The organism is Streptomyces sp. R28, assembly GCF_041052385.1.
Taxonomy (GTDB): Bacteria; Actinomycetota; Actinomycetes; order Streptomycetales; family Streptomycetaceae; genus Streptomyces.
Genome location: NZ_CP163439.1, coordinates 6506358 through 6519263, shown reverse-complemented (window position 1 = coordinate 6519263; position 12906 = coordinate 6506358). Strand labels below are relative to the sequence as shown.

Here is a 12906-nt window from a genome sequence, read left to right as displayed (position 1 = left end):
CGAGCCACCCCGCATCAGGCCCCCGAGCGACCCCGGCCGGACCGCCGCCGACGCCCCTCACGGGCCGCCCACTCGGCCTCGTCCGCCCGGCCGCACCACGTCGGCCCCACCATGGCCAACCCCGGCCATGGATCCCCCGCCACCGACCCGCCCGGCGCCGACCCGCCCGCCTTTGACCCGCCGCCAGGACGGCCCCACCCAAGGTCGTCGTTCACGCACTCACTTCCCGGCACGCCCGGTAGAAGTCCATCCATCCGTCCCGCTCACGCACGACCGCCTCCAGGTACTCCTGCCAGATGGTCCGGTCGGCCGCCGGATCGCGGACGACGGCGCCGAGGATGCCCGCGGCCACGTCGCCGGATCGCAGCACGCCATCGCCGAAGTGGGCGGCCAGCGCCAGCCCGTTGGTGACGACGGAGATCGCCTCGGCCGTCGACAACGTGCCGCTCGGCGACTTCAGCTTCGTACGGCCGTCCGACGTCACCCCCTCGCGCAGCTCGCGGAAGACGGTCACGACTCGGCGGATCTCGTCGATGCCGTCGGGTGCGGCCGGCAGATCGAGGGAACGGCCGATCTGGTCGACGCGGCGGGAGACGATGTCCACCTCGGCCTCGACACTCTCCGGCAGCGGCAGCACGACCGTGTTGAAGCGGCGGCGCAGAGCGCTGGAGAGGTCGTTGACGCCTCGGTCGCGGTCATTGGCCGTGGCGATGAGGTTGAAACCGCGGACCGCCTGCACCTCCTGCCCCAACTCCGGTATCGGCAGCGTCTTCTCCGACAGGATCGTGATCAGCGAGTCCTGCACGTCGGCTGGAATACGGGTCAGCTCCTCGACGCGCGCGGTCATCCCCTCCGCCATGGCCCGCATGACGGGGCTCGGCACGAGGGCGTCACGGCTCGGCCCGTGCGCGAGCAGCCGCGCGTAGTTCCAGCCGTAGCGGATGGCCTCCTCCGGCGTGCCGGCCGTGCCCTGCACGAGCAGCGTCGAGTCGCCGCTGACCGCCGCGGCCAGGTGCTCGGAGACCCAGGTCTTGGCGGTGCCGGGCACGCCGAGCAGGAGCAGGGCGCGATCGGTGGCGAGCGTGGTGACGGCGACCTCGACGAGGCGGCGCGGGCCCACGTACTTCGGCGTGATCACCGTGCCGTCCGCCAGCGTGCCGCCGAGCAGATACGTGGCCACCGCCCACGGCGACAGCTTCCAGCGGGCCGGGCGCGGACGGTCGTCCTGCGCGGACAGCGCGGCGAGTTCATGGGCGAAGGCATCCTCGGCGTGCGGACGCAACGCCTCGGCCGGTTCCGTCTCCCCCGCTTCGACGGACGTCGGTGCTACGGACACAGGCATGGCAAAGTCCCCCTCCAGCTCGGCCGGTTCAGCCGTTTCGGATCTGGCATCCACGTTGCACCACGCCACTGACAATGCGTTCCGACCTGCACAAACGCGCCCGGAAGGCCGCTCGCCGGACGTCTGCCCCGACCGATTGTCAGTGGTGGGATCTACCTTCGATGGCATGACTCAGCAGGGGGTGCGCTGGACCGCGGACCAGGTGCTGGCACTGGCGCCTGACGCCGCGTCACGCAAAGCGGGAAGCAAACTCGGCGCGGCAGGGCCGTGGTCCGAGGCGGGGAGTACCGACGAGGGGACGGTGTGGGGGCTGTGCAAGGGCAGTGGCAGCAGGCCGTATCAGACGGTCATCGACATCGCGGACGCGGCCGGGCCCGCGTACAAGTGCAGTTGCCCGAGCCGGAAGTTCCCGTGCAAGCACGCGCTCGGGCTGCTGCTGCTCTGGGCGGGCGGGGAAGGTGCGGTGTCGCCGGGGCAGCCGCCGGACTGGGCGGAGCAGTGGATAAAGGGGAGAAGGCAGCGCGCGGAGGACAAGCGAGCGGCGGGCGCGTCCGATTCCTCGTCCGGGTCCGCTGATCCGGAGGCGGCGCGGCGCAGGGCGGAGCGCCGGGCCGGGCGGGTCACCGCGGGCGCGATGGAGCTGGAGCAGCGCCTGACGGACCTGCTGCGCACTGGTCTGGCCGGCGCCGAACAGGCGGGGTACGGACCGTGGGAGGAGACGGCGGCCCGCATGGTCGACGCCCAGGCCCCCGGGCTGGCCGCGCGGGTGAGGGACCTGGGGGCGATCCCGGCGTCCGGTCCGGGCTGGCCGGTGCGCCTGTTGGAGGAGTGCGCCCTTGTGCACCTCCTCGACCAGGGCTGGCTGCGCCGCGAGCGGCTGCCCGACGGCCTGGCGGACACGGTGCGCTCCCGCATCGGCCTGCCCGCCTCCGCGGACGGCCCGCCGGTGCGGGACCGCTGGCTGGTCCTCGCCCAGTACGACACGGCGGACACCAAACTGACGACGCGCCGGATATGGCTGTACGGCGCCGACTCGGGCCGCACCGCGCTGCTCCTCTCCTACGGCGCCGCCGGCCGTGCCCCGGAGCTGGCGCTGCCGGTGGGGCTGACCCTGGAGGCGGAGGTGTCGCCGTACCCGGGCGCCGGGCAGCTACGGGCGGCCCTGGGCGGGCGGTTCGCTGCGCCCGCGCCCGCACCGATACGGCCGCCAGGAGTGACGACGGCGGAGGCAACCGCCCGTTACGGCGAGGCGCTCCGCGACGATCCGTGGCTGGACTCCGTCCCGGTGACCCTGGACCGGGTCGTACCGGCCCCGGACGGCGACTCGTGGCAGCTGGCGGACGCCGACGCGGACACGGCACTACCGCTCACCCCCGCCGCCCGCGCCCGCCCGGGCCTCTGGCGTCTGGTCGCGCTGTCGGGTGGCGCACCGCTCAAGGTGTTCGGCGAGTGCGGCCACCGTGGCTTCGCCCCTTTGACGGCCTGGCCGGAGGGGACGGGAGAAGCGGTGCAGCTGTGCTGAGCGGTGCGTCGCGCACTCGCCGCGCCTCGCGCACCGCCCACGCGACTCGCACTGCCCCTGCGACGGACTGCGCGACGCGCGCCCTCCGCTGCCATACAGGTGAGCCTTGCCCCCTCCACGATCACGGCACCCAGCACGCAGAAAGAGAGGAAGGAACCACATGAACAGGCCCTCCGCTCCAGTGGGTTCGCCCGCGCCGGGTCCCGTGGATTCGCCCGCGTCGGGTCCCGCGACCTCGCCCCCGCCCAGCGCCTGGGAGGAGCTCGTCACGGCGGCGCTGCTCGGCACGGACCGGCGTACACCCCCGGGCTGCCCGCCGGGCCGGGAGGCGCCGACGGTGCTGCTGGACGCGGCGGCCGCGGAGACCGTACGGCGGCGGGCGGGACTGCGGCCGGCGCGAGCGGCGCAGCGTCCGCAGCCGGCCCCCGAGGACCCGCGACCGCTGCTGCCCCCGGCGGCGGCCCGCAGGCTGGCGATGTTGCTGGCCGACCGTCCCGGCGCGGCGGGCGGCGGCCGCAGAGGCACGGCACCGGACCTCATGGAGCTGCTGCCCCAGTGGCTCGCGACGGCGAACGACCGCGGTCTCGCACCGCCCCCTCAGTCGCTGCCCGCGCTGCTGGACGCGGCGCGGGGGCGTACGGATCTACGGCCGGCGGCTCTGACGTTCGCGGGCCCGCGGGCGGTGTGGCTGGCCCGGCTGAACCCGGACTGGCGGTTCGCCCTGCGTGCGGCACCCGGCGGGGGCGCGGCGCTGCCACACCTCGAGGACTCGGCCAGGATCCAACAGCTGTGGCAGGAGGGGCTGTTCGCCGAGCGCGTCGCGCTTCTCTCCGCGATACGCACGCGTGAGCCCGCCGCCGCCCGCGAGCTGCTGACCATGACGTGGGCGACGGAGCGGGCCGAGGACCGGCTGATGTTCCTCGACTCGCTGCGGACCGGACTGGGCCCGCAGGACGAGCCGTTCCTGGAGCAGGCGCTGACCGACCGGAGTCGCAATGTCCGGGCGACGGCCGCCGAGCTGCTCTCCGCGCTGCCGGGTTCGGCGCTCGCCGCGCGAATGGCGGTACGCGCCGCGACGTGCGTGGCGCTGGACCACGACCGGGAGACGCCGGCGATCAGTGTCGAGGCGCCGCACGAGTGCGACGCGGGAATGGAGCGCGACGGGGTCGTGGCCACAGCTCCGGCCGGACGGGGTGAACGGTCGTGGTGGTTCGGCCAGTTGGTGGAGGCGGCACCGCTCAGCACGTGGTCGGGGCGGCTTGGGGGACGTACGCCTCAGGAGATCGTGGCGCTGCCGGTGGCGGACGACTGGCAGGGCGAGTTGCACGCGGCGTGGTGCCGGGCGGCGGTACGGCAGCGGGACGGCCAGTGGGCGAGGGCGCTGCTCGGGTCACCCTCGGCTCCCGAGGCCGGCGGTCCGGGAGCGGTGTCCTTGGCCGAGCGGGCGAAGCTCCTCGCCACGCTGGGCACCGCCGAGCGGGCCGAGTGGGTCGCCGGGTTCATCGCGACGCACGGTCTGTCTGAGGCGTTTCAGCTGCTCGGGGTGTGTGCGGTGCCGTGGGCTCCGCCGCTCGGGCGGGCAGTGGTCGACGCGCTCAACATCGCGCGGGACGGGGGGAGTTATCCATGGAGTTTCAGTGGGGTGATGGGCCTGGCCGAGCGCTGCCTCGACCCGGCCGAGGCAAGCCGCCTCGACGGTCTGCAGGCGGTGCCGGACGAGTCGGAGGACGCGTCGCCGGGGGCCGGGGGGTACTGGGCGGAGGCGTTCCAACGGCTGGTCACGACGTTGCGGCTGCGGGCGGCGATGACCGAGGAGCTGGGGGCGCAGGCGCCCTGAGGCCTCCGGTCGGACTCCGGCCCGCACCCCAGGCTCCTGCCCACGGCCTGTCCCAGGTGCTCGGCTCCGGCCGAGCGCAGCGGCTATGCCCCCGCCGGCTGATGTACGTTCGCCCGCACCCAGTCCACGATCGCCTGCGTCGTGGCCCCGGGCGTGAAGATCTCCGCGACGCCCTTCTCCTTCAGCGGGGCGATGTCCGCCTCGGGGATGATCCCGCCGCCGAAGACCAGGATGTCCTCCGCTTCGCGCTCCTTGAGGAGTTCGATCACGGCGGCGAAGAGGGTGTTGTGGGCGCCGGAGAGGATGGACAGGCCGATCGCGTCGGCGTCCTCCTGGATCGCGGTATCGACGATCTGCTCGGGTGTCTGGTGAAGTCCGGTGTAGATGACCTCCATACCGGCGTCGCGCAGCGCCCGCGCGATGACCTTGGCCCCCCGATCGTGGCCGTCGAGTCCCGGCTTGGCCACCACCACGCGGATCGGACCGGCTGCCACACCCATCACTGCCTCCATGAAGCGACTACATCCATCCGTACCGACAGGTACCGCCCATATATGGGTTATGCCGCACAGGCGGCACATGTCATACATGGTGCGCGTATTGCACTTTTCCGCTGCTCACCGCATCGGACGCGCCACCACGGCACGGACGCCCCGGGCCACGCTGCCCGAAGTAGTGAACGAACGTTATCTCCAGCATCCCGCAACCGGCAGTTTCGCGGTGCAGACCGAGGGGGAAATCACACGGTGGGACACGTTCGCCGCGCACCGTTCCAGATCTCTGCGGCACACGGGCCGCAGCAGCCTGCGGTACAAGCGTCGCAACGGAACCACGCGCAACGGGAGCCGCAAAGAGGTCGCCGCACCACCGCGCCGCAGGCCGCGTGCCGTGGCGGTGCGACGCATCGACGGTCGCACGAAGGGCACGTAGGGCAGGTAAGGCACGACAGCGGGCAGGCTCGTCGCCACACCGGCAGTGAGCCCCGCCGGCTCATCGGCGCACCATGGCCGACAGAACTGGCTCACGCCACGCGCCTCGCACACCCCACGCGCCCTCCTCATGCCCCGCCGGTCACCTCCGCCGCGACTTCCCACGAGGGCACACGGGGGCCGGAGCCGTCCTCCCGCGTGCCGCAAGGAGGTCGGCCATGAAGGTCACCGGGGCAGCACTCCCCTTTCTTCCGCTCTGCCGGCGCCTGCTCCCGAGCGGAATCGCCGGCCTCTCCCTGGCCCTGCTGAAGGCGACCGCGCTGGAGTTCGCGATCCTCGCCGGGCACCTGCTCCTGTATCCCTCCGGCATCACCCAGGAACGCCGGGCCACCCCCGCCCTCCCCGCACAGGACACCGCCCAACTGCCGACGGAGACCAAACCTCCCGTCGTCCTGCTGCACGGCTTCATAGACAACCGCTCGGTCTTCGTCCTGCTGCGCCGCAGCCTCGCCCAGCACGGCAGGCACCAGGTCGAGTCGCTCAACTACTCCCCTCTGACCTGTGACATCCGCACCGCCGCCGAACTGCTCGGCCGGCATATAGAGGGGATCTGCGAGCGCACCGGCAGCAGGCAGGTCGACATCGTCGGGCACAGCCTCGGCGGGCTGATAGCGCGCTACTACGTGCAGTGTCTCGGCGGCGACCTCAGGGTCCGTACGCTCGTCACGCTCGGCACGCCGCACTCCGGCACCCGTGTCGTCCCACTGGCGAACGCACATCCCATCGTGCGTCAGATGCGCCCCGGCTCACCGGTCCTCGAGGAACTGGCCAGGCCCGCACCTGGCTGCCGTACCCACTTCGTGAGCTTCTGGAGCGACCTCGACCACCTGATGGACCCGCTGGAGACGGCCTGCATCGACCACCCGGACCTGCTGGCGCAGAACGTCCGCGTGACCGGCATCGGCCACCTCGCCCTGCCGGTGCACCCCGCCGTGGCGACCGGGATACGGCAGGCCCTCGACACCGCACGGACAGGAACCGAAGCCGCCGCACAGGCCGACGGCCTGACAGTGGCGTGACCGCCCCCTCAACAGCTCCCGCGACACCCCGACGGCAGCCCTCGACAGCAGCCCCCAACACCTGACTCACACTCGGCACACAGCCCCAGGACAGCCGATCGACATCGAACAATCTTCGAACACAAGGCCAAACTCGCGCCCGCAGTCCGCCAAAACACGGCCGAATGCCCGTTTCCTTCGCGCGCGAAACCTGCCGAAGATTGTCGTGCCCGCGTACCGCCGGGTACAGTCGCCGCACTGCTCTGGCAGCCCCTGTTGTCGAGGCGAGAGAGAAGTTGGTGAACGATCGTCACCCGTCGGGGACCATGACCTCCTCGACCACGGCTTCCGATGCCGCCTCGGCGCACTACGCGTCGTACGGCGCCCAGGAAGCCCACTACGGTGACTCCACCAGCTACGGCACCTACGACGCCACCCAGTTCGGCGCCGCCGATCACGCCCACGCAGCCCCGACCTTCGACGCGGACCCCCTGTTCGGCAGCCTCCCCGGCGAGAACACGGGCACGTACGACACCACGCAGTGGTCCACGGGCAACCACCACACCGTGAACTACGACGCCTACGCGGCCCAGCACCACGCCGCCTACGACACCGGCGCGTACGACACCACGGCCTGGACGGCCGAGCATGAGCGGCTCGCCTTCGTCCCGCAGCAGGCCACCGGCCACGACACCTCCGGCCATTGGGACGCGAGCACCTGGCTCCAGCCCGACCAGTCCGGCGCCCCGGCCGACCAGACCCAGCAGTGGGAATGGGGCACGCAGACCTTCGACACCGGCGCGTACGACGCCACACAGTGGAACTCCGACGGCGTCGGCACGCAGGCAGCCGACGAGTACGAGCAGTCAGCAGAATCCTTCGATCACGAGGGGACCGCGCTCTTCGAGCAGATCGAGCACGACGCCCCCACGCCGTACGACGACTCCACCTCCTACGGCGACGCCGAGTTGAGCGCCACCGGCGAGATTCCCGCCGCGGCCCCGCTCCTCGACGGCCAGGAGGAGTCCACTCCGGCCCCGTCCTCGCGCGCCGCCTCCCGCAACGGGGCACGCTCCCGCCGCCGTCCGCCCCCCAAGCGCTCCGCGCTGCTGACGATCGCCGTGCCCTCGGCGTGTGTGATGGGCGTCGCGGGAATCGCCGCCGCCTCCGTCGGCGGCCTGACGACCGACGACAAGGACGCGGTGACGACGGCCTCGGACGGCGAGGCCGTGAAGCCGTCCACCGCGAACAACAAGCTGGACACCCAGCTCGAGAGCCTCTCCGCCGGCGCCGACGACTTCGCCGACCGGGCCAGCCGTACGCAGGAGCGCATCGACCTCAAGGCCCAGCAGGCGGCCGAGAAGAGGAAGGCGGCGGAGGAGGCGGCCCGCAAGGAGCGGATGCGCCCCAAGTTCGCCCTTCCGGTGGCCCAGCACGGCCTGAGCGCCTACTTCGGCCAGGCCGGCATCAACTGGATGTCCGTGCACACCGGCATCGACTTCCCCGTCTCGTACGGCACGACGGTGATGTCCGCGACCGACGGCACCGTCCGCACGCAGTGGAACAGTGCCTACGGCAACATGATGATCGTGACCGCGAAGGACGGCACGGAGACGTGGTACTGCCACCTCTCCAGCTACCGTGTCGCCTCCGGTACGACGGTGAAGGCCGGCGACCCGATCGCGTACTCCGGCAATTCCGGCAACTCGACGGGCCCGCACCTGCACTTCGAGGTACGGCCGGGTGGCGGCTCGGCCATAGACCCGCTTCCCTGGCTGCGCAGCCACGGGATCAACCCGACGTAAGCGGGCCGACAACTTCGTGGTGCGCCCCCGCCCTGCAGCGGGGGCGCACACTTGTCGGTGCTAGAGCTTCTCCACCGGCGCGTACCGCAACAGCAGCCGCTTCGGCTTGCTCTCCCCGAAGTCGATCGTCGCCTCGGCGTTCGCGCCCGTGCCCTTGACCGCCATCACGGTGCCGAGCCCGAACTGGTCGTGCGTGACCCGGTCCCCGACCGCCAGTTGGACGACCGGCTTCTCCGAGGTACGGCGCGTGGCGAAACCGGACGCGCCCGAGGCCGCGGAGCGCGAGCGGGACGAGGACAGCGAGGCGGCCACACCGGACGCCGGGCCGGAGGAGACCGGCGCGGACGCGCCCGTGCGCTTCCAGTCCACGTGCTGCGCCGGGATCTCCTCCAGGAAGCGGGACGGCGGGTTGTACGACGGCTGCCCCCACGCGCTGCGCATCGACGACCGCGTCAGATACAGCCGCTCACGTGCGCGCGTGATGCCGACGTAAGCCAGCCGCCGCTCCTCCTCCAGCTCCTTGGCCTGGCCGAGGGCGCGCATGTGCGGGAAGACGCCGTCCTCCATGCCGGTGAGGAAGACGACCGGGAACTCCAGGCCCTTGGCGGTGTGCAGGGTCATCAGGGTGATGACGCCGGAGCCGTCCTCCTCCTCGTCCGGGATCTGGTCGGAGTCGGCGACGAGGGCAACCCGCTCCAGGAACGCCGCGAGCCCGCCGGAGGCCTCGCCCTCACCCGACTCCTGCTCGAACTCCAGGGCCACGGCCGCGAGTTCCTGGAGGTTCTCGATGCGGGTCTCGTCCTGCGGGTCGGTGGATGCCTGCAACTCGGCGAGATAGCCGGTGCGTTCGAGCACCGCTTCCAGGACGGTCGCCGGTCCCGCGCCGGACTCGACGATCGTACGGAGCTCCTCCATCAGCGTGTTGAACCGCTTGACGGCGTTGGTCGAGCGCGCGGCCATGCCGTACGCCTCGTCGACGCGCTTGAGGGCCTGCGCGAAGCTGATCTTCTCGCGCTGGGACAGGGCGTCGATCATCGCCTCGGCGCGCTCGCCGATGCCCCGCTTGGGGACGTTCAGGATCCGGCGCATCGGCACCGAGTCCTCCGGGTTGGCCAGCACCCGCAGGTAGGCCAGGACGTCCCGGACCTCCTTGCGCTCGTAGAACCGAACCCCACCGACGACCTTGTAGGGCAGGCCGACGCGGATGAAGACCTCTTCGAAGACACGGGACTGGGCGTTCGTACGGTAGAAGACGGCGACGTCGCCGGCCTTCGCGTCGTCCGCGTCCGTCAGTCGGTCTATCTCGTCGGCGACGAACTGCGCCTCGTCGTGCTCGGTGTCGGCGACATAGCCGGTGATGCGCGCGCCCGCGCCCGCGTTGGTCCACAGGTTCTTGGGGCGGCGGGACTCGTTGCGCTCGATGACCGCGTTGGCTGCGGTCAGGATCGTCTGGGTGGAGCGGTAGTTCTGCTCCAGCAGGATGGTCGTCGCGTCCGGGTAGTCCTCCTCGAACTGGAGGATGTTGCGGATGGTGGCGCCCCGGAATGCGTAGATCGACTGGTCGGCGTCACCCACCACACACAGCTCGGCGGGCGGGATGTCGTCCTCGCCGGGCGGGACGTCGACCGGGTGCTCACCGGTCCCGACGAGCTCGCGCACCAGCGCGTACTGCGCGTGGTTGGTGTCCTGGTACTCGTCCACCAGCACATGGCGGAAGCGACGGCGGTAGTGCTCGGCGACGTCCGGGAAGGCCCGCAGCAGGTTGACCGTCGTCATGATCAGGTCGTCGAAGTCGAGGGCGTTGGCCTCCCGCAACCGCGACTGGTACATGGCGTAGGCCTGGGCGAGGGTCTTCTCGAAGCCGTCGGCCGCCTGGGCGGCGAAGTCCTCCTCGTCGATCAGCTCGTTCTTCAGATTGCTGATCTTGGCGCTGAAGGACTTGGGCGGGAACTTCTTCGGGTCGAGGTCCAGGTCCCGGCAGACGAGCGCCATCAGCCGCTTGCTGTCGGCGGCGTCGTAGATCGAGAAGGACGACGTGAACCCGAGCTTCTTGCTCTCTCTGCGCAGGATGCGGACGCACGCGCTGTGGAAGGTCATCACCCACATCGCGTTCGCGCGCGGGCCGACGAGCTGCTCGACGCGCTCCTTCATCTCGCCCGCGGCTTTGTTGGTGAAGGTGATCGCGAGGATCTGCCCCGGATGCACATTCCGCTCGGCCAGCAGATGGGCGATGCGGTGGGTGAGCACCCGCGTCTTGCCGGACCCGGCGCCGGCCACGATGAGCAGCGGGCCGCCGGCATGGACGACGGCCGCACGCTGGTTCTCGTTCAGCCCCTCCAGCAGCGCGGCGGCGTCGATGGGCGGGCGCGGGGCGCCGTCACGGTAGTAGTCGTCCCGGTCCGGGGGCACGTCGAACTTCCCGCCGAACAGATCGTCCGGAACCGACTCCGGAGAGTGATCGTCCTCGGGTGGTGGCGGGGGTTCTTCCCCGTGGGCCCGTGGGGCCTGGAGGTCCGCCAGGAAGCTGTCGTCAAAGAGGCTGCTCATCGCTCTCCGAGTCTAGGGCGCCCCACTGACAGCCCGCGGCCACCCCGAGAACATCGCCGGTTCCAGAACCAGACGATCTTCCAGACCCCGGCCACTCCGGCACCTTCTCACCCTCCACGCCCATCCCGTCACGGTCCGCAATCCGCCCGAAGCCGCACTTCCCGCCGAGGACCTAACCACCCACCATCGACCCAATGCGACTAAAAGCCAACACCTCACCCGAAACAGCGCCACATCTCTACGTACCCGCCCCCATCCACCCCCGTCCCCAACGTCCTGACTCAAGGTCACGAAAATGTATCGGGCATATCGAACATCAACCTTCACAGGGGCCACACGAGTTGGCTACCGTGCCGGACAGGCCGTACGACCCCCACCGGCGAACGTCGCCGGGCCGCACGGCCTCCGCCGAGTCCGGTACGCCGCCGCGCTGCCGGAGCCGGGGACCCACCGAACTTTGGGGTGAATCGGCCGACCCCGCCCAGGGGCAGGCCGTAGGGCAACCCTTCCGAACCACCCGCCCGAACCCGACAGCTAACTCGGTAGGCGGAGTACGGAAGGAGTCGCCTCCCTTGGCGTCGCACCGCAAGTCGCGTCCCGCTGGTACGCGCGTAGCAGGCATACGGACCCCCGCCCTCGCCACGGCGGCCCTCACCTCCGTGGCCCTGCTGTCCCAGACGGCCAACGCGAGCCCCTCGGCAGACGACAAGCCGAGCCTCGAAGAGGTCGAGAAGAAGGTCGACGACCTCTACCGCCAGGCGGAGTCGGCGACCGAGAAGTACAACGCGGCCAAGGAGAAGACCGCGAAGCAGCGCAAGCGCGTCGACACCCTCCTCGACGACGTCGCCCAGCGCACCCAGAAGCTCAACGACGCGCGCGAGGAACTCGGTCGCAACGCCGCCGCCCAGTACCGCACCGGCGCCGCCGCCCCCGACACGGCGACCTTCCTCCTCGCGGACACCCCGCAGGACTACTTCGACCAGACCCAGCTGATGGACCGTATGACCGGTCGTCAGAAGGAAGCGGTCGACGACTACTTCACGCAGCAGTCCACGACGATGAAGAAGCGCCAGGAGGCCACCCAGAGCCTCCAGACGCTCACCGAGTCGCAGAACGACCTGCAGACCGCCAAGACCACCGTCCAGCAGAAGCTCTCCGACGCACGCGAACTCCTCTCGAAGCTCACGGCGGAGGAGAAGGCCCGCCTCGCAGCGATCGAGAAGCGCAAGCAGGAGGAGGCCGCGCGCAAGGCGGCGGAACTGGCCCGGCAACAAGCAGCGGCCGAGGCCGAGCGCCAGGAGGCGGCCCAGCAGCAGGAGAGCAGCGAGTCCTCGTCCGACTCGAGCACCTCGGACTCGTCCGCGTCGGACTCCTCGTACGCCACCAAGGCCGAGAAGGTCCTCGCCTTCGCCCGCTCCCAGATAGGCAAGCCGTATGTCTGGGGCGCCACCGGCCCCGACTCCTACGACTGCTCCGGCCTCACCCAGGCCGCCTGGAAGGCCGCGGGCGTCGACATCCCCCGTGTCACCTACGACCAGGTCAACGCCGGCACCACGGTCTCCCTCTCCAGCGCCCAGCCCGGCGACCTGGTCTTCTTCTACGACGACGTCACCCACGTGGGCATCTACATCGGCAACGGCATGATGATCCACGCCCCCAAGCCCGGCGCGTACGTCCGCGAGGAGTCGATCTACTACGACGGCGAGTCGTCGATCCACAGCGTGGTCCGCCCGGCCTGACCCTCTCCCCACGCGCGCGTGGCCTCGTTTCCGGCCCGCGCGCGTGGCGCCGCGTGAGTTACCTGCCGTACGCGGGCGCACCCCCGCGGCGCCGCACCCGCGTACGGCGGCAAGGGGCCGTGCCGGG

Annotated in this window: 9 protein-coding genes and 1 riboswitch; of the genes, 6 read left to right on the top strand and 3 right to left on the bottom strand. The window is 71.1% G+C overall.

All coding sequences use genetic code 11. The annotated features are described in order from the left end of the window. Positions 1 to 211: 211 nt before the first annotated feature. The gene (locus tag AB5J49_RS29315; protein WP_369171824.1) at positions 212 to 1342 is read right to left on the bottom strand and encodes an AAA family ATPase; all 1131 of its coding nucleotides are present in this window, start codon (positions 1340 to 1342) and stop codon (positions 212 to 214) included. Between the two features lie 166 nt (positions 1343 to 1508). Between AB5J49_RS29315 and AB5J49_RS29310 the strand changes: the two genes are divergently transcribed. Next, entirely contained in the window at positions 1509 to 2864 is a 1356-nt protein-coding gene (locus tag AB5J49_RS29310) for an SWIM zinc finger family protein (RefSeq protein ID WP_369171822.1), read from the top strand. A gap of 160 nt (positions 2865 to 3024) precedes the next feature. Continuing rightward, the gene (locus AB5J49_RS29305; RefSeq protein WP_369171820.1) at positions 3025 to 4701 is read left to right on the top strand and encodes a DUF5691 domain-containing protein; all 1677 of its coding nucleotides are present in this window, start codon (positions 3025 to 3027) and stop codon (positions 4699 to 4701) included. Positions 4702 to 4784: 83 nt separating this feature from the next. Here the strand turns inward: AB5J49_RS29305 and AB5J49_RS29300 are convergent, their stop codons facing one another. Then, positions 4785 to 5201, bottom strand: a complete 417-nt coding sequence (locus AB5J49_RS29300) for a cobalamin B12-binding domain-containing protein (RefSeq protein WP_369171819.1) — start codon at positions 5199 to 5201, stop codon at positions 4785 to 4787. 79 nt (positions 5202 to 5280) lie between these two features. Here AB5J49_RS29300 and AB5J49_RS29295 point away from each other — a divergent pair, with 79 nt between their 5' ends. The 3 genes from AB5J49_RS29295 (at position 5281) to AB5J49_RS29285 (ending at position 8493) form a co-directional block, all read left to right on the top strand. Next, positions 5281 to 5631: a hypothetical protein gene (locus AB5J49_RS29295; RefSeq protein WP_369171817.1), complete on the top strand. Its 351-nt coding sequence runs from the start codon at positions 5281 to 5283 to the stop codon at positions 5629 to 5631. Positions 5632 to 5848: 217 nt separating this feature from the next. Then, positions 5849 to 6709 carry an esterase/lipase family protein gene (locus AB5J49_RS29290; protein ID WP_369171816.1) on the top strand — a complete coding sequence of 287 codons (861 nt, stop codon included), beginning with the start codon at positions 5849 to 5851 and terminating at the stop codon, positions 6707 to 6709. Between the two features lie 305 nt (positions 6710 to 7014). Continuing rightward, complete coding sequence (locus tag AB5J49_RS29285; protein WP_369171814.1) at positions 7015 to 8493, top strand: M23 family metallopeptidase; 1479 nt, start codon at positions 7015 to 7017, stop codon at positions 8491 to 8493. 60 nt (positions 8494 to 8553) lie between these two features. On the opposite strand, the gene pcrA is transcribed toward AB5J49_RS29285, so the two are convergent. Continuing rightward, a complete protein-coding gene (gene pcrA, locus AB5J49_RS29280; RefSeq protein WP_369171813.1) occupies positions 8554 to 11040 on the bottom strand; it encodes a DNA helicase PcrA in 2487 nt (828 codons plus the stop codon). 396 nt (positions 11041 to 11436) lie between these two features. After that, positions 11437 to 11604: riboswitch (cyclic di-AMP (ydaO/yuaA leader) on the top strand. Positions 11605 to 11612: 8 nt separating this feature from the next. Between pcrA and AB5J49_RS29275 the strand changes: the two genes are divergently transcribed. Then, on the top strand, positions 11613 to 12779 hold the full coding sequence (locus tag AB5J49_RS29275; RefSeq protein ID WP_369171812.1) for an NlpC/P60 family protein: 1167 nt from the start codon (positions 11613 to 11615) through the stop codon (positions 12777 to 12779). The last annotated feature ends 127 nt before the right edge of the window (positions 12780 to 12906 follow it).